Source organism: Nocardia sp. NPDC004168, assembly GCF_040610355.1.
Classification (GTDB): Bacteria; Actinomycetota; Actinomycetes; order Mycobacteriales; family Mycobacteriaceae; genus Nocardia; species Nocardia sichangensis.
Genome location: NZ_JBEXME010000001.1, coordinates 652369 through 673203 on the forward strand (window position 1 = coordinate 652369; position 20835 = coordinate 673203).

Annotated in this window: 16 protein-coding genes and 2 pseudogenes; 8 read left to right on the forward strand and 10 right to left on the reverse strand. The window is 68.5% G+C overall.

Translation table 11 applies throughout. The features are described from left to right. The first annotated feature begins 748 nt into the window (after nucleotides 1-748). On the forward strand, nucleotides 749-2983 hold the full coding sequence (locus ABZW96_RS03220; RefSeq protein ID WP_355070808.1) for a serine/threonine-protein kinase: 2235 nt from the start codon (nucleotides 749-751) through the stop codon (nucleotides 2981-2983). 27 nt (nucleotides 2984-3010) lie between these two features. Here ABZW96_RS03220 and ABZW96_RS03225 read toward each other — a convergent pair whose 3' ends face one another. Together ABZW96_RS03225 and pip are read right to left on the reverse strand one after the other, a co-directional pair. Further along, complete coding sequence (locus tag ABZW96_RS03225; protein WP_355070811.1) at nucleotides 3011-3895, reverse strand: universal stress protein; 885 nt, start codon at nucleotides 3893-3895, stop codon at nucleotides 3011-3013. Between the two features lie 139 nt (nucleotides 3896-4034). Beyond that, nucleotides 4035-4957: pseudogene (gene pip / locus ABZW96_RS03230) on the reverse strand (prolyl aminopeptidase). 344 nt (nucleotides 4958-5301) lie between these two features. Between pip and ABZW96_RS03235 the strand changes: the two are divergent. Then, nucleotides 5302-6131, forward strand: a pseudogene (locus ABZW96_RS03235) (SDR family NAD(P)-dependent oxidoreductase). A gap of 228 nt (nucleotides 6132-6359) precedes the next feature. Next, entirely contained in the window at nucleotides 6360-7265 is a 906-nt protein-coding gene (locus ABZW96_RS03240) for an alpha/beta hydrolase (RefSeq protein WP_355071053.1), read from the forward strand. A gap of 51 nt (nucleotides 7266-7316) precedes the next feature. Here ABZW96_RS03240 and tsaA read toward each other — a convergent pair whose 3' ends face one another. From tsaA to mptB, 8 genes are all read right to left on the reverse strand, one after another. Further along, nucleotides 7317-7721: a tRNA (N6-threonylcarbamoyladenosine(37)-N6)-methyltransferase TrmO gene (gene tsaA / locus ABZW96_RS03245; protein WP_355070812.1), complete on the reverse strand. Its 405-nt coding sequence runs from the start codon at nucleotides 7719-7721 to the stop codon at nucleotides 7317-7319. Between the two features lie 97 nt (nucleotides 7722-7818). Continuing rightward, nucleotides 7819-8361 carry a YceI family protein gene (locus ABZW96_RS03250; protein WP_355070814.1) on the reverse strand — a complete coding sequence of 181 codons (543 nt, stop codon included), beginning with the start codon at nucleotides 8359-8361 and terminating at the stop codon, nucleotides 7819-7821. 74 nt (nucleotides 8362-8435) lie between these two features. Then, on the reverse strand, nucleotides 8436-9353 hold the full coding sequence (sigJ, locus tag ABZW96_RS03255; RefSeq protein ID WP_355070816.1) for an RNA polymerase sigma factor SigJ: 918 nt from the start codon (nucleotides 9351-9353) through the stop codon (nucleotides 8436-8438). Beyond that, nucleotides 9350-10534 carry an FAD-dependent oxidoreductase gene (locus ABZW96_RS03260; protein WP_355070817.1) on the reverse strand — a complete coding sequence of 395 codons (1185 nt, stop codon included), beginning with the start codon at nucleotides 10532-10534 and terminating at the stop codon, nucleotides 9350-9352. Before ABZW96_RS03260 ends, sigJ begins: the two co-directional genes overlap by 4 nt. Before the next feature lie 227 nt (nucleotides 10535-10761). Then, a complete protein-coding gene (locus ABZW96_RS03265; RefSeq protein WP_355070819.1) occupies nucleotides 10762-11736 on the reverse strand; it encodes a heme A synthase in 975 nt (324 codons plus the stop codon). 66 nt (nucleotides 11737-11802) lie between these two features. Beyond that, complete coding sequence (locus ABZW96_RS03270; protein WP_355070821.1) at nucleotides 11803-12594, reverse strand: ABC transporter permease; 792 nt, start codon at nucleotides 12592-12594, stop codon at nucleotides 11803-11805. Continuing rightward, entirely contained in the window at nucleotides 12591-13523 is a 933-nt protein-coding gene (locus ABZW96_RS03275; protein WP_355070823.1) for an ABC transporter ATP-binding protein, read from the reverse strand. Before ABZW96_RS03275 ends, ABZW96_RS03270 begins: the two co-directional genes overlap by 4 nt. A gap of 73 nt (nucleotides 13524-13596) precedes the next feature. Then, on the reverse strand, nucleotides 13597-15279 hold the full coding sequence (mptB, locus tag ABZW96_RS03280) for a polyprenol phosphomannose-dependent alpha 1,6 mannosyltransferase MptB (RefSeq protein ID WP_355070825.1): 1683 nt from the start codon (nucleotides 15277-15279) through the stop codon (nucleotides 13597-13599). 94 nt (nucleotides 15280-15373) lie between these two features. Here mptB and ABZW96_RS03285 point away from each other — a divergent pair, with 94 nt between their 5' ends. The 5 genes from ABZW96_RS03285 (at nucleotide 15374) to sufD (ending at nucleotide 20831) form a co-directional block, all read left to right on the forward strand. Then, the gene (locus ABZW96_RS03285; RefSeq protein WP_355070827.1) at nucleotides 15374-16054 is read left to right on the forward strand and encodes a TetR/AcrR family transcriptional regulator; all 681 of its coding nucleotides are present in this window, start codon (nucleotides 15374-15376) and stop codon (nucleotides 16052-16054) included. Between the two features lie 40 nt (nucleotides 16055-16094). After that, nucleotides 16095-17114: an alcohol dehydrogenase catalytic domain-containing protein gene (locus tag ABZW96_RS03290; protein ID WP_355070829.1), complete on the forward strand. Its 1020-nt coding sequence runs from the start codon at nucleotides 16095-16097 to the stop codon at nucleotides 17112-17114. Between the two features lie 311 nt (nucleotides 17115-17425). Continuing rightward, nucleotides 17426-18220: a metalloregulator ArsR/SmtB family transcription factor gene (locus tag ABZW96_RS03295; RefSeq protein ID WP_355071055.1), complete on the forward strand. Its 795-nt coding sequence runs from the start codon at nucleotides 17426-17428 to the stop codon at nucleotides 18218-18220. Beyond that, nucleotides 18217-19653, forward strand: a complete 1437-nt coding sequence (gene sufB / locus ABZW96_RS03300) for a Fe-S cluster assembly protein SufB (RefSeq protein ID WP_355070830.1) — start codon at nucleotides 18217-18219, stop codon at nucleotides 19651-19653. Before ABZW96_RS03295 ends, sufB begins: the two co-directional genes overlap by 4 nt. Next, entirely contained in the window at nucleotides 19653-20831 is a 1179-nt protein-coding gene (gene sufD / locus ABZW96_RS03305) for a Fe-S cluster assembly protein SufD (protein WP_355070832.1), read from the forward strand. Before sufB ends, sufD begins: the two co-directional genes overlap by 1 nt. The last annotated feature ends 4 nt before the right edge of the window (nucleotides 20832-20835 follow it).

Below are 20835 nucleotides of genomic sequence, written 5' to 3' on the forward strand. Positions count from 1 at the left end.
GCCGGACTCGGCGGGGTGACGCGCTGCCCGTGCAATCGGGACCCGGCCGCATCATCGTGCCCACTCGGCTGGGTCAGGATGTGAAGGCGCTGACGCAGGTCCGGCGGTCCGCGTCCGGTTCCCGTCCTGGCCCAACTCGTCGCGTCACCCTGTCCGCTTATGGGCGGTCCCGGTTGCGCTTTTCCTCAGCGCTACGTTCACCGGGCCGACGGGCGCGCGGCGGACATGCTCACCGCGCTTCCGGTGTTCTCGGCGCTGCCCGGCGTCCGATCTATCGGCCGGTCTTCCGTCGACCGCCCCGGTGTACTCGGAGACGGATCGTGGTGTCCAGGTCGAGCGCTGGCCCCGCCGCACCTAGGAAGTCGAGGTTTGCCGGGCATATCGGCCGCCGTGCAGATGTGCGGGGCGGTGTCCTAGGTGTCGCGGCGCGCGTTCTACTCGTGGGAGGTTTTCGCCGCCCGTTCCCGCCGGATGAGCAGATACCAGTGGTCTCGAGCACCATCCCGGCGATGCCATTCCCGGCAGTTCGGACGATCGGACGGCGACCGAACCCGAGTCGAGCGGGGCGCGAGTGCCCGCTGAGCAATCACTCGGCGGCGTTTGCGCGGATGCCGCGACACCCGCGCGCGGAGCGATACCCTTGAGCGGGGTAATTCGACGTCAAGGAGCTGATGTGGAACACCTGCGAGGCAAGGGCGCATCGTGTGTAGCCGCCGTCTGACCCGCAACGGCTGACTCCGAGCTACCGATGCGCGAACCGATCGATCTCGCCGATTCGGCGGAACGGACCCGTGCGGCGCTCGCCGCCGCCGTGGCGCGATTCTCCGAGGCTTGGGCGTCGGGATTCCCGCCCGATCTGTCCTCCTACCTGCCCCGCGAACCGGCCGATCGGCACACGATGCTGATCGAATTGATCAAGGTGGACCTCGAGTTCCGCTGGCTTCGCTACTACTTCCCCAAACGGCTGATCGACTACCGCGCGGAATTCCCCGAGCTGCGCAGCGCTCCGTTCCCGGCCGATCTGGTCTACGAGGAATTCCACGCCATGCGCCGCAGTGGCCGCCGCGACGCCGCCGATTCGGACGGCACCGCCACCGCGACGGCGGCCGATCCGGAGCTCGACCGGATCACCAGCGACTACCGCAGCACGATGATCGCTCGTCCCAGCGCCCAGGTCGCGCTCGACGCCATCGACGTCGGCGATCGAGTCGACGATTTCGACCTCCTGATGCGCATCGGGGTCGGCGCCTTCGCCCAGGTGTACCTCGCGCGGCAGCAGTCGATGCAGCGGCTGGTCGCGGTCAAGATCTCGCACAACCACGGCAACGAGCCGCAGACGCTCGCCCAGCTCGACCACGAGTACATCGTGCGCATCTTCGACCAGCGACTCATCGCCGACGGCGAGCTGAAACTGCTCTACATGCAGTATCTGCCCGGCGGAACGCTGCTCGACGTGCTGCGCTTGTCGCGTACGACGCCGCCCGAACGTCGCAGTGGGCAACTGCTGCTGGACGCCATCGACAAGGTGCTCGCCGACAAGGGCGAGGTGCGGCCGACCGAGTCGGCTGTCCGGACCAGGATCGCCGGACTGACCTGGCCGGAGACCGTGGTGTGGCTGGGGCGCCGGCTCGCGGACGCGCTGGAGCACGCGTCCGAACGTGGGGTGCTGCATCGCGACATCAAACCAGCGAACGTGCTGCTGAGCGCCGAGGGGATTCCGAAGCTGGCCGACTTCAATGTCAGCTTCAGCAAACGTGTCCGGGGCACCAGCCCGTTGGCGTACTTCGGCGGGTCGCTGGCATACATGTCGCCGGAGCAACTCGAGGCCTGCCACCCCGACCTGCCCGCGACCGCCGTGGAACTGGATACGCGAAGCGACATCTTCGCGCTCGGCGTCATGCTGTGGGAGTTGCTCACCGGGCGCCGCCCCTTCGCGGACGAGACGTCGGCGGGCGATTCGCAGACGTCGCTGGCCCGCATGATCGCACTGCGGCGCAGGCCCATCGGTCCGGCGTTCCTGTCGGAGCTGCCCCCGGACTGCCCGATGGCGCTGCGGCGCGTGCTGCTGAAGTGTTTGTCGCCCGACCGTGCGGACCGCTACTCGTCCGGCTCGGAATTGGCGCAACAACTCGACCTGTGCCTGGAGCAGCGGGCCCGCGATCTCGTCTATCCGCCCCCGGACAGCTGGCGCGCACGGCTCGCGAGCAGGCCCACTCCGGTTCTGTGGTTGTCCTCGCTGGTCGGTGTCGGCCTGGCGACGATCTACATGGCCGTGCACGTCCAGGACCTGATCAGAGAGCGCCTGCCCGATACGACAAACTCGCAGCTCAACATGGGTGTGTACGTCTTCGTCCTCATCGCCTGCCCGCTGTCCATCGTGATCTACGCGTATATGTCGCGTGATCTGCTCGCGATTCCGCGCGGCTTGCGCGAGGGCAGACGCTACGACGAGGCACTGCTCGCGCGAGTGCGGTCGCGAACATTGTTCTGGGGGGACATGTGTGCGCTGAACACCTTTCAGACCGGGATTACGGCAACGGTGACGGGGGTGTTCCTCTGCCTATGGCTCACCGATCTTCCGGCGCGACTGGTGATCCACGCGGCGATGACCGTTTTCATGGCGGCTGTCATCTCCGTCGCCTACACGTTCTTCCTGTCGACGTTCTACATCGTCCGCTGTGTCTATCCGATCTATTTGCGTTACAGCCGCACGACGGCGCACGACTTCGGCGTCATCCGCACGCTGCGCCGCAGAACCACGATCTATCTCGCGGTCACGGCGTCCGTGCCACTGGTCGGGGTGCTGGCCGGATTCAGCCTGCTCGAACCCGAGGAACTTCCGTTGGTGCGCGATTCGGTCCTCGGGTTGTGCGCGGTCGGCGGGCTCGCGTTCGTCGCCGTGTACTGGCTGTTCCGCACGCTGGACGCGGACTTGCGCGCGCTCCAGCGGGTGGTCCAGGCGTCAGCGGCGGACGTGGACTGATCCGCGCGCACGCCCACGACCGCTGTCCTACCGCTCACGGCAGATCACCACCGGGCTCGCTGCGTGATGCAGCAAGTTCTGGCTCGTCGATCCGAGGACGAGTCCGGTGAGGCGGTTGTGCCCACGACTGCCGGTCACCAGCAGTTGGGCTTTCTCGGCGTGGGCGAGCAGCGCCTGCGCGGGCGTGTTCTTCTCGACCACTTTGGTGACCGTGACGTCCGGGTATTTCTCGCACCATCCGGCCAAGCATTCGGACAGTAGTGCCTCCTCCTGCTGAGCCAGCACATCCCACGCGTCGGGCACCGGGGTCCACTGCAGCAGGTCCGGGTCGTTCCACGCGTGCAAGGCGGTCACTTCGACGCCGAGTGTGGACGCCAGCTCGAACGCCTCGCCGAGCGCCGCGGAACTACCCGGGCTCCCGTCGACGCCGACGAGCACGGGCCGCTCGTCCGGCTGTGGCCGGTCGAGCCTGCCTCGCCACACGGTCACCGGACAGGCCGCCTTGTTCGCGACCGTGAGCGCGGTCGATCCCAGCAACAGCGTGGAGAGCCGGTCCTGGTGTTTCGCCGCGACGACGACCATGCGCGCTTCCGCGCTGTGCTTGATCAACTCGCGCGCGGGCGAGCCGTCCTCGACGGTCCGGTGGATCTCGATGTCCGGCTGATCGGCGCGCACGGCGTCGAATGCCTCCTCGACCTTCTGCTTCGCCGCCGCTCGGAGTTCGGGTAGCAGATTGACCTCGGCCAGAGCGGAGGAGGTCATGGGGTGATCGAGGGCGGGAACCACGCCCAGCAGCACCAGCGTGGCGCGCTGCCGATTCGCGACGGCTCCGGCCCAGCGCGCTGCACCCACAGCGGTCGGGCTGCCGTCGATTCCGACGACGATCGACTGACGGTCGGCTGGTGTGCTCATTTCGTCTCCGTTTGCGGCTGCGACAGGATCGTCTTCCACATTCGCAGCGGGGACCCGGTCCGCACCGGGGGCGGTGGCCCCTGATGGTCGGGACTTAAGACCCTCACAGGGCGGAATTCCCGGCCGAGGCCGGAGCGAGCTACCGAGCGAATCGGGCGATCGCCCGCAGGACGGCGGCGCTCATGGCCGTGCTGCCCGTGTGCCCGGAATCGTCGATGACCTGTAGTTCCGCGTCGGGCCACGCCTGGGCCAGCTGCCAGGCGGTATACAGCGGGGCGCTCAGGTCGAGTCGGCCGTGGATCAGCACGCCGGGAATGCCCGTGAGCCGGTGCACGTCACGTAGCAACTGCCCGTCCTCCAGCCAGGCCGCGTTGGCGAAGTAATGCGTGCAGATTCGCACGAAGGCCATTCGCGCCGCGTCCGGCTTCGCGCTGTATTGCCCTGGGCTGCCGAGGTTCTCGTGCGCGATCACCGCGTCCTCCCACGCGCCGCCGATTCGCGGGTCGGCGCGTCGGGGCTCTCGATCAGTCGGTGATAAGCGTCGACGAGGTCGCCGTGGCGGTCGGCGAGGGGAACGCCGGTGCGGAAGGTCTCCCACTGTGCGGGCAGGAGTTTCGCGACATCGCGGTAGAGCCAGTCGATCTCCTCTTGCCGGGTCATGGTCACCCCCACCAGCACGATCTCGCTGACCCGCTCGGGGTAGCGCTGGGCGTAGGCGAGGATCAGCGTCGATCCCCAGGAACCGCCGAAGAGCAACCACCGGTCGATTCCGAGGTGTTCGCGCAGACGTTCCATGTCCGCGATCAAGTGATGCGTGGTGTTGTGCGTGAGGTCGACCGACGGGTCGGAGGCATGCGGCAGACTCTCGCCGCAGCCACGTTGATCGAACAGGACGATTCGGTAGGCGGCCGGGTCGAAACTCTTCCGCGAGCCGCGCCGCCCGCCGCCGCCCGGTCCGCCGTGCACGACCAACGCCGGTTTACCGTGCGGGTTACCGCTGGTCTCCCAGTAGACGCGCTGTCCGTCCCCGACGTCCAGAAGCCCGCGGGCATACGGCTCTATATCGGGAAAAGGCTGCGGCGCATCGGATTGCTGCTCGGGCGTGGACACGGTCGACCACACTACCGCCGAGCGACCAGGTGATCTGGTGTTCGGCAAGCGGGCGCTGCCGGGCCAGGGTAGGTCGGAATCGTGATCGGACCCGGCCGGATGATGCACGCCCCGCCGCTGGTGTTCGGCAGGTCGGCCCGGCTCCGGACATGGCGGCGGTGACGCACGTCACCCCGCGGTTTCGTTACGAAGAGCGGGTCGGCGACATCTTGTGTTCGTCCGGTGCGGCAGCACGGGACATCGGCAGTGAGGGGTCCTCCTCGCTGCGCTCGCCACTGCAGAAAGAACGGAAGGACATCATGAGCAAGGTCTGGTTCGTCACCGGCTCCTCTCGCGGTCTGGGCCGAAACTTCGTCGCGGCCGCGTTGTCTCGCGGCGACAAGGTGGCCGCGACCGCTCGCAGTACCGAACATCTCGCGGAATTGGTCACCGCCTACGGCGACGCGGTGCTCCCGCTCGAGCTGGATGTGACCGACAGGGCAGGAGTCTTCGAGAGCGTGAAGCATGCCCACGCGCATTTCGGCCGCTTGGACGTCATCGTGAACAACGCGGGTTACGGGCTACTCGGCGCGGTCGAGGAACTGACCGAGCAGCAACTGCGAGATCAGTTGGAAACCAACTTCTTCGGCACGGTATGGGTCGTCCAGGCCGCGCTGCGATATCTGCGGGAGCAAGGGAGAGGGCACATCATCCAGATCTCGTCGGTGGGTGGTCTCGCCGCCTGGCCGCTCGGTGGTGCGTACCACGCTTCCAAATGGGCGCTGGAAGGCCTGAGTGACTCCCTCGCCCAGGAGGTCGCCGGCTTCGGTGTCAAGGTGACCTTGGTCGAACCCGGCTCCTACGCGACCGACGGCGCCGCCGGAGCGGTCCACGCCCAGGCCGACCCGCGCTACGAGGGACTCCGCGCGGCGTTCGCCGCCTACGCGCAGAGCCTCGATTCCGGCGACCCGTCCGCCGCGGGCCGGGCGTTGCTCGAGATCGCGGACTCCGCCAACCCGCCTTTGCGGGTGTTCTTCGGTTCCGGGGAAATCAAATCCTTCCGCAGGTCTACGCCGACCGGCTCGAGACCTGGGCCGAGTGGAAGGAGCTTTCGGCGGCGGCTCAAGGCCACACGCCCGCAGCCTGACTCGGTGCGACGCGACCGGCCTGCAGAACCCCACCTGGACACGTGTTCCGGGTGGGGGAGGTGCACCCGCGGCGTCACAAAACGGCGGGCACCCGCGTCTAGTGGGTGGAACAGCGGGGTCCACTCGACCCCATTCCGGTACGGCTCGCGAAGCGGCGTGAGCATCGAAGCGAAGGAGTGCGAATGTCGGTCGTCAGGTCTCCGCGTCAGCGGTTTCGATGGTGGCAGGTGCTCGTAATAGTGCCGGCTCTGCTGGTGGTGAACATGGCGGCGCCGGCCGGGGCCGAACCGAGCGGAGCCCGAACGCTTGATTCGACGTTTCTCGTAGAGGGGCAGTACGTCGAGACCGCGACGGCACGTTTCCACTACCGGAAAGCGGGCGAAGGACCGCCGCTCATTCTCCTGCCAGGCGGCTCGCTGTGGTCCTATACCTATCGCGACATCATTCCGGCTCTCGCCACCGCGCACACCGTGTATGCCGTCGACCTGCCCGGCAGCGGGTACACCGTGCCGCACGATGCCGACTTCGGGTACGACGTGGGGGCCATGTCGGACGCGTTACGGCAGTTCATGTCCGCGGTCGGGATTACCCGCGCGTCCATCGTCGCGCACTCACTGAACGGTTCGGTCGCAGTGGATTCGGCCGCACGGCATCCCGAACAGGTCGATCGTCTGGTCCTCATCGCGCCGCTCGTGTTGGACACCGACCTCAACATGAACATGCGGCTGATGCGCCAACCCGGTGCGGGCGAGCTCGCCGCCTCCGTCATGACCGAGGAGATCTACGTGGCGGGCCTGCGCGGGGCCTACGCGCACCCGGAGATTCTCACCGATGAGCTGGCGGACACGTATTGGACTCCGCTCAGCCGCACGGAGAACCGGACCGCGATGTGGAAGCAGCCGCGCACTCTCGATCTGGCCGTAGTACAGCGAGAATCGAGCGCGATCGAAGCCGACACGCTGATCCTGTGGGGCGAGAACGACCATGTCGTCGACCCGTCACAGGCTCGGCCGCTCGCTCAGCTGATCCCCCACTCGACACTGCGGATCATTCCGGGCGCCGGACACAATGTCCATGAGGACGATCCCGCCGCGGTCGCGCTCGAACTGACCGGATTCCTCGCACCGCGCTAGCTCACACCCGTGCCGGGCCGGTGGCGGCCCGGCACGGCTCGTCCACAGCGGTCAACGGTCCTCGGTGAGAACAGGTTTGAGATCGAGGATCGGTGTGCCGTGCACAGCTTCGAGGTTGCGGACGTGGATGCGGGTTCCGGTGACGGCCAGGACATGGACGCTGTGCAGACCGATCGGATTGGGCCGATGTGGGGCGCGGGTGACGAAGACGCCGGTGGTCGCGCGAGTCGCGTCACCACGCGGGTGGATGGTGAGTGTTTCGCGGTCGGCACGATCGAGCCAGGTCAATACCAAGATGTCCATGCCGGCGGCGAGTCCGTCGAGGGCGGGGGCATATCGGTCATCGATGACCAGCCAGGCCGGCGGGGCTCCTTCATCGGGTTGGCGGGGAGCGGTGGCGGGGTCGGTCAGTACGGATTCGACATGCCCGATCGGGCGCAGCGTGTAATCGGTCATGATGTCCTTGCCGTTCTCGCAGGTGGCTCGAGCCCGTTGCCCTCGGGCGTCGAATCACCCAAGAGCGACGGGCTCGGCTTTCAGAATATTGCCGATATCAGGACTGCCGGATCACCGCGAGGTCGAACTCCAGCGTCACCTTCGGAGCGACCATGCCCGCGGCCGCCTTCCAGTGCACCCCCCAGTCCTTGCGGTTGATCGTGGTTGCGCCGGTGAAGCCGACTCGGAGGGCGCCGTTCGGGTCGTTCCGCACGCCGGCCGGTTCGAAGTCGACGGTCACCGGCTTGGTGACACCGCGGATGGTCAGGTCGCCGGTGACCTGGACTGTGGTCTCGTCGACCCGCGCAACCCCGGTCAGGGCGAAGGTGATGGTCGGATGGTCATCGGCGCCGAGGAACTTTCTGCCCAGCAGGTCGTCGCGCCGCCGGTTGCGTGTGTCGATGCTCGCGGCCTGGATCCGCAGCCCGCCGCTGGACTTCGAGGGGTCGCCGAAGTGCAGATGCGCGCTGCCGTCGAATTCCCCGAAACTCCCGCGCACCCGGGTGGCCATGGTGTGCCGGGCGATGAAGCCGATTCGTGTGCGGGCGGTATCGATGACGAAGTCGCCGGTCAAGTCGGCGAGTTCGATGGTGGTTGACATGGTCGGTCACTCCTGGCGAGGTCGGATGGGTCGGGCGAGCCGGCCGCTCGAAGCGTGGTGCGGTAACGCGGGTCTCACGCCCGGCCGGGATCGCGGGTGATGGTGCGCGCGATGGCGAGGGCGGCGAGTTTGTCGGGGTTACGGATGCCGTAGCCGTTGACGATCACGTCGTCGACGATGTCCAGCACGAGAACGGCCTCCAGATGGTCGCCGGTGTAGATGGCGACCGCGGGCTCGCTGTTGCAGTTCACCGGCTCGATCCGCATGCCGGGCCTGCGGTGCACTGCTTGCAGCAGGTTCAGCAGAATCGTGGCAACTTGCTCGGCGCCGGTCATCACCAACTGGCGTACCGCGGTGATCTTGCCGCCGCTGTCGGTGGTCCAAGTGACATTCGGCGCGAGCATCGACAGCAGGCCCGCCAGGTCACCAGTGGTCGCCGCCGTCATGAATTTCTCGGTGAGTTCGGCGATGCGGGCGCTGTCGTACGGCCCGAACCGGTTGCGTCGCGACCGGACGTATTCGCGGGCGCGGTAGGCCATTTGACGCACCGCCGCCGCGGATTTGCCGACCGATGCGGCGATATCGTCGTAACCGAAGGCGAATACTTCGCGCAGCACGAACACCGCGCGTTCATCCGGGGTGAGGGATTCCAGCAGCACGAGCATCCCCATCGAAACCGACTCGGCGAGAACCAGATCACTCGCGGCATCGTGCTCGGTGAGCAGCAGCGGCTCGGGCAACCATGGTCCGATGTATTCCTCGCGGCGGCGAGCGCTGAGCCGCAGCGCGCTGAGCGCCTGCCGGGTCACCACCTGCGCGAGATACGATTTGGTGTCCCGCACCGTCGCAAGGTCCACCTGGGCCCACCGCAGGTAGCTGTCCTGCAGCACGTCGTCGGATTCGGTCGCCGAGCCGAGGATTTCGTAGGCGATCGTGAACAGCAACGGCCGCAACAGGGTGAACCGCTCGGCATGCTCATCGGTAGTGCTCACGAGTTGGCCGCCATCTCCGAATCGGACAGCGGGAGCCGCCTGCCGCCCTTGAGCCAGAACAGCGAGCCGGGCTTGCGGGCTTCCCATCGAATTCCCCACAGCGTCCACTTGGTAGCCGTCTCCTTGATCGGCGCGCCGACGCGGCCGGAGATATGGGCGTTCATGGGTGTGTCGTCCTTGTGCGCGAGCTGCACGATGCCCGCGCGGCGGCCGAGGCTGACGTTGGATCCGAGGAACGCCATGTCCAGTGCCGCGGGCGCAGTGCCTGCGATGCGGGCCAGCACCGTGTCGGCGGCGTGAGCGCCGAGCGGCCCGGCGGCTTGGCAGCTCATGCGCAGCGGCTGGTTCGACGGGGCGGCGGCGTCCCCGGCCGCGACGATACGGTTGTCGTCGACGCTGGTCAGGGTCTCGTCGGTGAGGAGCCGCCCGAGAGCGTCGGTGCGCAGGCCGCTGCGTGTGGCCAGCTCCGGCACACCGAACCCGGCGGTCCAGATGGTGACCGCGCTCGGCACCACGCAGCCGTCGGACAAGACGATCGACTCCCGCAGGACCTCGGCCACCCGCACATTCTCGAGCACATCGACGCTGTTGCGGGCCATCCACCGGGCCACCACCCGTCGCGCCCGCTCCGAGAAACTCGGAGCCAATCGATCGCCGCATATCAGTGTGACGGCGCGCCCCTGTTCGGCCAGCTCGGCCGCTGTTTCGATCCCGGTGAGCCCGCCACCGACCACGGTGATCGGGGCCTGCGTCGGCAGCTCTTCGATGGCGGCCCGCAGGCGGTGAGCGTGCTCCAGTTCCGCTATGGGGTAGGCGAATTCGACCGCTCCCGGCACTGTGGTGGGCGGGGCCGCGGTGCTGCCGACCGCGTAGACGACATAGTCGTAGTCCAGTGCGCGGCCCGATGCCAGCTCTACGGTCCGCGAGGCGGTATCGATGCGGGTGGCGTCATCGACGACCAGGCGCACACCGTCGCCGAGCAGCGGGCCGTAGTCCGCCTCGGCCTCTCCGGTACCGGCCACGAATTGATGCAGCCGCAGTCGTTGGACGAACTTCGGACGAGAGTTGACCACGGTGATCTCGACGTCGTCGCGCTGTCGCAGTCGATTGGCTGCCACGGCGCCGGCATAGCCGCCGCCGATGACCACGACCTTGAAGCTGGTGCTGTTGTGCTCCGTCATGCCTACGAGACGCTGCCGACCACCGAGAAATAACAGTAGGTGATGCAGTTCACTGCCCGGTCAGGCCTGCCGGCGAACCCACCGCTCGCAGTCGCGGTTGTGGTGCGGCGTCCAGCGTGCGGCCCGTCCCGCCGGAGGACCTACGGAGTGGGCGCCGCCCGAGGTGACCGCCCCCGAATCACCCCGGCTCGCTCCCCGCTGGACGATCACAGTTCGCGCAGTTTTCGTCAGGCGGCCTGTGCCGCGGGGTCCGGCTTCGGGGCGACGACCCGTTCCCGGGTGCGCAGCGAAGCCCACAATGCGGCGGTGGCGGCGGTACACGCCGCGGCCCCGCCCACGTGCACGACGACCAGCGCCGCAGGGACGTCGGTGAAGTACTGCACGATGCCGACCAGACCCTGTGCGCAGACCAGTCCCAGCAGCACGAAAAGGCGGGTGCGCACAGCGGGTGTGATACCGACCGCGAACAAACCGAAGGCCAAGCCGATCAGCAGAGCGAGGTAGCCGACGAGCAGCTGCGAATGCAGATGCACCAGGGTGACGATCTCCACTTGCAACCGCTCTACGGGACGTTCGATGCTCTTGTCGCCCGCGTGCGGGCCTGCGGCGGTCACCAGGGTGCCCGCGACCAGGACCGCCGCTAGCGCGACCCCCGCCAGCGCGGTCAGCCAGCGCAGCGGCGCGGGAGCCTGCACGGTGTCGATGCCGTCGTCGGGTTCACCGATCTTCGCGTACAGCACCACCGCGAGCCACACCATCACCATGGACGCGAGCAGATGCGTCGACACGGTCCACCACAGCAGTCCGGTGCGCACCGTGATGCCGCCGATGACCGCCTGCACGACGGTGCCGCCGGGCATCAGCCACGCGTAAACCAGCACCTCGCGGCGGCGGCGCGCCCGGGTAACGGCCAGCACGATCGCCGCCGCGCACAGCGTGACCACGAAAGTGAGCAGCCGGTTGGAGAACTCGACCGCCTGGTGGATGGCCGGGACCTCCGACACCGCGACCGGCGTGAAACTACCGGGGAAGCACTGCGGCCAGGTCGGGCAGCCCAGGCCGGAGGCGGTGACCCGCACGACGGCGCCGGTCACCGAAATGCCCGCCTGGGAGAGGATGACCGCGAGCGCGATCAGGCGCTGCACCCGCGAGGAGGGCAGCGGCAGCTTGTCGACGAGTCGCAAGAACGCGCGATACAGCACGTCGAAAATGGTAGCCGGGCCGGATCCGGCGGTTTCATCCGGTCTACTACATTTCGTCGTTGAAGCTCAGTGGAAGCGGAACAGGCGGGTGGCCGCGACGCCCGACACCGCGCCCCACACCGCGAGCACGGCGATCCCGAACCAGTCGACGCTGGTGTGCATCGCGCTCTCCAGCGCTTCGGCCAACGCCCCCGAGGGCACCAGCCTGGCCAGTACGCTCACCACCGTGGGCAGGTCGTCGGAGGCGAACACGATGCTGGCGACGCCGAGCATGACGAACCACAGGATGTTCGCCAGCGCGAGCACCACCTCGGCCTTGAGAGTGCCGCCCAGCAGCAGGCCCATCGCCGCGAACGTCGCGGTGCCGAGCGCGATCACCGCCGCGCCCAGCAGCAACCCGAGCGGTTCCGGCCGCCAGCCCAGCGCGAAGCCGATGAGGCCGAGCAGCACGGCTTGCAGCACGACCACGATGAGCACGGCCGCGCACTTGCCCGCGATGACGCCCCAGCGCGGCAGCGCCGTCGCGCCGAGCCGCTTGAGCGCGCCGTAGCGGCGGTCGAAGCCGACCGCGATGGCCTGACCGGTGAACGCGGTGGACATGACGGCCACCATCATCACCGCGGGCACGATCTTGTCCACCCGGTCCGCGCCGAGGTCGCCGAACGGCAGCAGGCTGAGGCCGACCAGCAGGGTGATCGGGATGAACATGGTCAGCAGCAGTTGTTCGCCGTTGCGCAGCAACAGGATCAGTTCGAGCCTGGTCTGCGCGAGCAGCATCGCGGCGCGGGTGCTCGGACGCGGGGCGGGAGCGAAAGTGCCCGGCGAGAAACGGTTGGCGGTCCGGTCGTGCTCGCTCATCCGCGCAGGTCCCGTCCGGTCAGTTCGAGGAAGACGTCCTCGAGGCGGCGCTGGTCGATCCGGATGTCGGTGGCCAGCACGTCCATCCGCGCGCACCACGCGGTGACGGTGGCGAGCACTTGCGGATTGATCTCGCCCTCCACCAGATAGGTGCCCGGCGTGGTCTCCCGGGGCGTGAAGCCTTCGGGCAGGGCGTTGGCCAGCAGTTCCAAGTTCAGTTTGGGCGGGGCGCAGAAGCGCAGCTGCCCGGCCGCGCCGTGGGCGGTGACCTCGGCCGGGGTGCCGGAGGCGACGATGCGGCCGTGGTCGATGATCACCAGTTGGTCGGCGAGCTGCTCGGCCTCGTCCATCATGTGCGTGGTCAGCACGACGGTCACCCCGTCGCGGCGCAGGGCATCGATCAGCTCCCAGACGATCAACCGGGCCTGAGCGTCCAGCCCCGCGGTTGGCTCGTCGAGGAACACGATTTCCGGCTTGCCCACCAGTGCGCAGGCGAGAGCGAGCCGTTGCTGTTGTCCGCCGGAGAGGCGGCGGTAGGGGGTGCGGCGGTTGTCCTGGAGGCCGAGCGTGCGCAGCAACCAGTCGGGGTCGAGCGGGTCCGCGGAGTAGGCGGCCACCAAATCGAGCATCTCGCCCGCCCGCGCACCGGGATACGCGCCGCCGCCCTGCAACATGACGCCGATGCGGGGGCGCAGTCGTTCGGAATCGGCGACGGGGTCCAAGCCGAGCACGCGCACCGTGCCCGCGTCCGGCGCGGCGAATCCCTCGCACATCTCCACCGTCGTGGTCTTGCCCGCGCCGTTCGGGCCGAGCAGCGCGAGCACCCGCGCCGGTTCCACCTCGAACGTCAGGCCGTCCACCGCGGTGATCTGGTCGTACCGCTTGACGACGCCGTCCACGCTGACAGCAGGCCCGGAAGCTGTCGTCACGACGCCGCCTCGCCGGCGCTCGATTCCGGCGCACCCGGTGATGCTGTGTAGATGGCTCCCTCGCCACGCTCGGTCACGATGTCACACCGTAAGAGGTGGGCACCTGTGACGGAGCCGACACCCCCGTCTGCCCGCGCCAGGGCAGCGAATTGCGCGTGATCACGATGAACAGCACCCCGACGATCACGGTGGCGATCGCGGCGCCCACGATCTGGAACACCTCGAGATCGGCGCCGCGCGGCATCAGGATCACGCTCACGATCGCCGAGAACGCCACCGCCGGAACGCGGAACACCGGCCTGGTCGCCCACGCGGCCATCGGGACGATCGCCCACAGCAGATACCAGGGCTGCACCACCGGAAACAGGAGCACGATCGCGCCGAGCGCCACGCCGAGCGCGCCGACCGGATGCAGCCGCCCGGTGCCGGTGGCGACCAGCATGCGCACGGTGAAGAAGCCCGCGACCAGTGCCGCGATCGGGCGGGTGATGCTCAGCAGCGCGGTGGTGTGATCGCCGAGCCCGAGCAGCACGCCGCCGAATCCGGTGATGATGCCCAGCACCGTGGGCAGCGACATCCAGCTGCGCACCACGCTCGCGGTGTTCAGCGTGTAGATCCAGCCGAAGCCGAGCCCGCTCACCGAACTGATGAAAAGCGTTGTGCCGATGGCTATCGCGCCGAGCATGGCGGCCGCGATGGCCACCGTGCGCAGTGAGGCTCCCCACCTGCGAGCCAGCGCCATGCCGACGAAACCGAGCGCGATGATCGAGGTGAACTTGATCGACGACGACAGCGTGATGATGACCGCGCCGCCGATCAGCCGCGCATAGGCGCGGCCGTCGAACGGGTGGGTGTCCTCGATGGCGCGCAGGCAGAACTCCAGGCCCGCCAGCATCAGGCCGAGCATCAGCGCGTCGTTGTGCACGCCGCCGACCAGATGGAACAGCACGAGCGGGTTGGCCGCGCCGAGCCACAGCGCGCTGACCGGCGCGACGCCGCAGCGCACCGAGAGCCGGGGCAGTGCCCAGACGATCAGCGCGACGCCGCCGAGCGCGAGGATCCGGTGCACCCACACGCCCGCGATGATGTTGTCGCCGGTGAGTTCGGCGATGCCGCGGCCGATCCAAAGGAACAGCGGGCCATAGGGCGCGGGGGTGTCACGCCAGATGGTCGGGACGTTGTTGGTGAGGACGTTGTCGATCCCGAGCCCCGCGACCGGGCCTTCCTCGTAGGGGTCGATGCCGCGCGCGGCGATCTCGCTCTGCGCCAGATAGGAGTAGACGTCGTTGCTGAACAGCGGAGGAGCGACGCTGAGCGGGATCAGCCACAGCAGCAGCGTGCGATCGAGTTGCGATCGGGTCAGCCGGTGCAGTGGTGAACCGCCGATACCGCCCACCGCGAACCGGCCCAGCAGCAGCCACGCCAGCACCACGACGACGGTGCCGGTCATGCACATGGCCAGCGAGCCGGTATGGGCGCGGGCGAAGATGCCGAGCACCCGGACGCCGGACGTAGGGTTCTGGTGCACCGGCTGCGCGCCGATGCCCAGCGCGCTGATCGCCATCAGCACCGTGCCGGTCGCGCCCATCAGGCGGATCCGGTCGAGCTGCGCCAGCTCCTTGCGATCGAGACCGGGCACCTCCGACTCGTCGCGATGCAACACCGCGATCGTGTGATCGGCCGCGGGCACGTCGAGTCCGAGTGCCCGGCGCCCGAACGCCAGTGTCCTGCGCCGCGCGCCCTCCAGTACCGCCACGCCACGAAGCCTAGTTCGAACGGCGAGCACACACCGCGAACGGACCCCGGTCGTTCCGCCCGGGCCCGCCCGGCTCACACGGCACAATCGACGCATGGTTTCGGAGTCCAGGCGGCGGATCGAGGTGGCCGCCTCCGGGCTGCTGGCGCGGCACGGGTATCACGGGTTCGGTCTGAAGGCGTTGAGCGAGGCGGCCGAATTGCCGTACGGCTCGATCTACCACCACTTTCCGGGCGGCAAGGAGGAGATCGCGGTCGCGGCGATCACCGGGACCGGCGTGCTGACCGGCCGGATGATCCGGCAGGCGCCGACCGACGTCTTCGCCACCTTGGCCACGCTGTTCGAATTCATGGTGGGCAAGCTCGCGGATTCGGAATGGACCGACGGGTGCCCGATCGGGACGCCCGCGCTGGACGGCGGCAGCGACGTGGCGGCGGTGCGCTCGGCCTGTGTGCGCGCCTTCGACACGATGGAGCAGGCGTTCGCCGGGCTGCTCGCCGAACTCGGCCTCGGCGGGGAGGATGCGGCCGAACTCGCCGCCACGGTGGTCGCCGCCTACGAGGGGGCCACCATCCTGGCCCGGATCCGCCAGACGGACGCACCGCTGCGCACGGTCGCGAAGTCGATGGAGCGGCTGATCCGGGCGACATTCGCGGCGGCGGGAATCGGTGGCGCGGTCTCGGCGGCGGAAGGTTCGGACGAAATCGAAGCCGATGCGGCATCGTCGACCGGAAATTTTCCGGAAATGCGCGCGGAGCAGGGAGATTCGAAGTGAAGCCGTTGACTAGAAAGAACGTTCTAGCGACACTCGGACGATGAAGCGACTGTTGCTGACCGGCCCCGGTGCGATGCGCTGGGAAGACCACCCCGAACCCGTACTGAGCGGGCCCGATCAGGCGCTCGTGCGGCCGGTCGCGCTGGCCACCTGCGACATCGATCCGGCCGTGCTGCGCGGCGCCTTCCCGCTACCCGGGCCGTATCCCTTCGGGCACGAGGGAGTCGCCGAAGTGGTCGAGGTGGGGCCGGAGGTCCGCGACGTCGCGGTGGGCGACCTCGTGGTGGTGCCGTTCCAGATCTCGTGCGGCGCCTGCCGGGCGTGCGCGCGCGGCCGGACCGGGAACTGCACCAGCCATCCGCGGCTGTCCAGTTTCGGCCTCGGTCCGATGGGCGGGCTGGACTGGGGCGGGTTGTGGGCCGACCTCGCGCTCGTGCCGCACGCCGACGCCATGCTGGTCCGGCTGCCCTCCGGCGTCGACCCGGCCGCAGTGGCCAGCGCCAGCGACAACATCCCGGACGCCTACCGCTCGGTCGGCCCCCAGCTGGCCGCCGATCCCGCCGCCGAAGTCCTGGTGATCGGCGGCCCCGCCGCGCCGTCGATCGGTCTGTACGCCGCCGGGCTCGCGGTCGCGCTCGGCTCTGCCCGTGTGGTCTATCTCGACGACTCCGACCAGCGGCTCGAGATCGCGAAATCGCTCGGCGCCGAGGCGATCGAAGGCCCGCGCGAGGCCCGGGTGGGACGGTTCCCGATCGTGGTCGAGGCGGCCGGCGGGGCGAAGGCGCTGCGCGCGGCGATCGATGCGGCGGCGTACGACGGCTGGTGCACGAGCGTCAGCGTGCAGTCGCAGGATGTCGCCCTGCCGATCCTGGACATGTACACCCGCTGCTGCACCTTCCACACAGGTCGCGCGCACGTCCGCCCGGTCATTCCCGAGGTGCTCGATCTCGTCGCCGCGGGGCGCTTCGACCCGTCGCTGGTCACCACCGTGACGGCCGCGTGGGACGAGGCGGTGGACGCGCTGCTGGAGACGCCGATGAAACTGGTCGCCGTGCGCTGAGCGCCTGTGACGAATCGCACTGCGTGCCCTGTCCCCGACTCCGATAGGAGGGCTGTCCGCTCGGCGTTCGACGCCCGGAGTCGTGCGGACGCGGCTCGCCTGGTTCCGAGCGGCGTTTTTTCTGCGCAGGTCAGCCGGAAAAGTTGTGCTGCGACCCGGCATCGCGTCGGGTGGACACCTGTCCGGCACGGCGGCATGGGGCCCTCCACCGTGCCGGAATCGCCGCAGGTCGACGGGGCCGCTGACTCAGGGCACCCTTATTAGCTTTCGGGAACGAATTCCGCCACACTGATGTTGTGAAAACCGTGGGTTTGCGGAGGAACGACGAAGGAGCCGGTCGCAAGGCCGACGCCGGGTCGGTTGCTGCGCCCGCGACGGTCGGCGGCGAAGGGCATACCCGAGCGGCCATCGTCCAGCTGCTGCTGGAGGAAGGACCGATCACCGCCACCGCTATCGGGAACCGGCTCGGCCTGGCCCCGGCGGGCGTGCGCAGGCACTTGGACGCGCTGATCGATTCGGGTCAGGCGCGGGCCGGTCGATCGGCGCCCTGGCAGCAGAAAGGCCGGGGCCGCCCGGCCAAGCAGTACCAGCTCACCGCGGCCGGACGCGGCAAACTCGGCCACGCCTACGACGATCTGGCCGGAGCCGCCATCCGGCAGCTCGGAGAGATCGGCGGCGAACAGGCCATCACCGAGTTCGCCCGCAAACGAGCACGCACTATCGTGGCCGGGATCGAACCGGTCGGTGAGCACACCACGGAACAGACCACGGCCAAGGCCGAGGAGATCGCCGAGGCGTTCACCGACGCCGGGTTCGCGGCCACCACCCGCAAGGTGGGCACCGGCGTGCAGATCTGCCAGCACCACTGCCCCGTGGCGCACGTCGCCGAGGAGTTCCCGCAGCTGTGCGCGGCGGAGCTCGAGGCGTTCCGTGAGCTGCTCGGCACCCATGTGCAGCGGCTGGCCACGATCGCCAACGGCGATTGCGCGTGCACTACGCACGTGCCGCTGCTCGTCCTGCCCGCAGGCCGGACCGAAACTTCAGCACCAACCGCTGCACAGCCCGCAGCGGTACGAACGAACGACTCCGGAAGGAGTGCCGAATGACGACGACCACCGACCAGGTGCAACCGCTCACCCAGGAAGAGGCGATCGCCTCCCTGGGCAAATACGGTTACGGCTGGGCCGATTCGGATGTGGCCGGCGCCAGCGCGCAACGAGGTCTGTCCGAGGCGGTTGTCCGCGACATCTCGGCGAAGAAGAACGAGCCGGAATGGATGCTCGAACAGCGGCTGAAGGCGCTACGCATCTTCGATCGCAAGCCCATGCCGATCTGGGGCTCCAACCTCGACGGCATCGACTTCGACAACATCAAGTACTTCGTGCGCTCGACCGAGAAGCAGGCCGCGTCCTGGGACGAGCTGCCCGAGGACATCAAGAACACCTACGACAAGCTGGGCATCCCCGAAGCGGAGAAGCAGCGGCTGGTCGCCGGTGTCGCCGCGCAGTACGAGTCCGAGGTCGTGTACCACCAGATCCGCGAGGACCTGGAGGCCCAGGGCGTGATCTTCCTTGACACCGACACCGGTCTGAAAGAGCACCCGGAGATCTTCCAGCAGTACTTCGGCTCGGTGATCCCCGCGGGCGACAACAAGTTCTCCGCGCTGAACACGTCCGTGTGGTCGGGCGGCTCGTTCATCTACGTGCCGCCGGGCGTGCACGTCGACATCCCGCTGCAGGCCTACTTCCGGATCAACACCGAGAACATGGGCCAGTTCGAGCGCACCCTGATCATCGTCGACGAGGGCGCCTACGTGCATTACGTCGAGGGCTGCACCGCGCCGATCTACAAGTCGGACTCGCTGCACTCCGCGGTGGTGGAGATCATCGTGAAGAAGGGCGGCCGCTGCCGCTACACCACCATCCAGAACTGGTCGAACAACGTCTACAACCTGGTCACCAAGCGGGCCAAGGCCGAGGCGGGCGCGACCATGGAGTGGATCGACGGCAACATCGGTTCCAAGGTCACCATGAAGTACCCGGCGGTCTGGATGACCGGCGAGTACGCCAAGGGCGAAGTGCTGTCGGTGGCGTTCGCCGGCGAGGGCCAGCACCAGGACACCGGTGCGAAGATGCTGCACCTCGCGCCGCACACCTCCTCGACCATCGTGTCGAAGTCGGTGGCGCGCGGCGGCGGCCGGGCCTCCTACCGCGGCCTGGTGCAAGTGAACAAGGGCGCCCACGGCTCGAAGTCGACGGTGAAGTGCGACGCGCTGCTGGTCGACACGATCAGCCGTTCCGACACCTACCCCTACGTCGACATCCGCGAGGACGACGTGACCATGGGTCACGAGGCGACCGTCTCGAAGGTCTCCGAGGACCAGCTGTTCTACCTGATGAGCCGCGGCCTCACCGAGGACGAGGCGATGGCCATGGTGGTGCGCGGCTTCGTCGAGCCGATCGCCAAGGAACTGCCCATGGAATACGCGCTCGAGCTGAACCGCCTGATCGAACTGCAGATGGAAGGAGCCGTCGGCTGATGGCCGTGGAGAACGTAGCCGAAGCCGCCGAGGCTCGTACCCCTGCGATCAACAAGGGCGAGGTCTTCACGTCGTTCGACGTGAACGCCTTCGAAGTGCCTTCCGCGAAGGACGAGGCGTGGCGGTTCACCCCGCTGCGCCGTCTGCGTGGACTGCAGGACGGCACTGCGGTCGGGGACGGCCGCACGAGCGTCGAGGTCGCGGCGGCCGAGGGCGTCACGGTGGAGACGGTCGAACGCTCCGACGCCCGCCTCGGCGAGGCCGGCGTGCCGTCCGATCGCGTTGCCGCGCAGGCGTACTCGGGCTTCGAGCAGGCCACCGTCGTGACGGTCGGCAAGGAGGTCGAGGTCGCCGAACCGGTGACGGTCACGATCACCGGGCCCGGCGAGGGCAGGACCGCCTACGGGCACCTGCAGATCCGGCTGGAGCACTTCGCCAAGGCCACCGTGGTCATCGACCAGCGCGGCAGCGGAACCTACGCGGAGAACGTGGAATTCGTGCTCGGCGATTCCGCCAAGCTGACCGTGGTGGCCGTGCAGGACTGGGCCGACGACGCGGTGCACGCCACCGCCCACCACGCGAAGCTCGGCCGCGACGCCACGCTGCGGCACACCTCGGTCACCCTGGGCGGTGATCTGGTGCGCCTCACCGGCAACGTCCGCTACGACGGCCCCGGCGGCGACGCCGAACTGCTCGGCCTCTACTTCGCCGACGCGGGCCAGCACTTCGAGCAGCGTCTGCTCGTCGACCACGCCGTGCCGAACTGCAAGTCGAATGTGCTGTACAAGGGCGCGCTGCAAGGCGACCCGCACTCGCCCAAGGGCGACGCCCGCACCGTGTGGGTCGGCGACGTGCTCATCCGCGCCGCCGCCGAGGGCACCGACACCTTCGAGGTGAACCGCAACCTGGTGCTCACCGACGGCGCGCGGGCGGACTCGGTGCCGAACCTGGAGATCGAGACCGGCGAGATCGTCGGCGCCGGACACGCGTCCGCGACCGGCAGGTTCGACGACGAGCAGCTGTTCTACCTGCGCGCCCGCGGCATCCCGGAGGACGCCGCCCGCCGCCTGGTGGTGCGCGGTTTCTTCCACGAGATCACCCAGAAGATCGCGGTGCCCGAGGTCCGGGAGCGGCTGGAGGCGGCCATCGAGGCCGAACTCGCCGCCATCGGCGCCTGATCAA

Coding starts and splice junctions, on each gene's coding strand:
- sufB (WP_355070830.1), top strand. CDS start 18,217: ATGACGACGACCACCGACCAGGTGCAACCGCTCACCCAGGAAGAGGCG.
- ABZW96_RS03250 (WP_355070814.1), bottom strand. CDS start 8,361: ATGTCAACCACCATCGAACTCGCCGACTTGACCGGCGACTTCGTCATC.
- tsaA (WP_355070812.1), bottom strand. CDS start 7,721: ATGACCGATTACACGCTGCGCCCGATCGGGCATGTCGAATCCGTACTG.
- ABZW96_RS03285 (WP_355070827.1), top strand. CDS start 15,374: ATGGTTTCGGAGTCCAGGCGGCGGATCGAGGTGGCCGCCTCCGGGCTG.
- ABZW96_RS03220 (WP_355070808.1), top strand. CDS start 749: ATGCGCGAACCGATCGATCTCGCCGATTCGGCGGAACGGACCCGTGCG.
- sufD (WP_355070832.1), top strand. CDS start 19,653: ATGGCCGTGGAGAACGTAGCCGAAGCCGCCGAGGCTCGTACCCCTGCG.
- ABZW96_RS03270 (WP_355070821.1), bottom strand. CDS start 12,594: ATGAGCGAGCACGACCGGACCGCCAACCGTTTCTCGCCGGGCACTTTC.
- ABZW96_RS03290 (WP_355070829.1), top strand. CDS start 16,095: ATGAAGCGACTGTTGCTGACCGGCCCCGGTGCGATGCGCTGGGAAGAC.
- ABZW96_RS03225 (WP_355070811.1), bottom strand. CDS start 3,895: ATGAGCACACCAGCCGACCGTCAGTCGATCGTCGTCGGAATCGACGGC.
- ABZW96_RS03260 (WP_355070817.1), bottom strand. CDS start 10,534: ATGACGGAGCACAACAGCACCAGCTTCAAGGTCGTGGTCATCGGCGGC.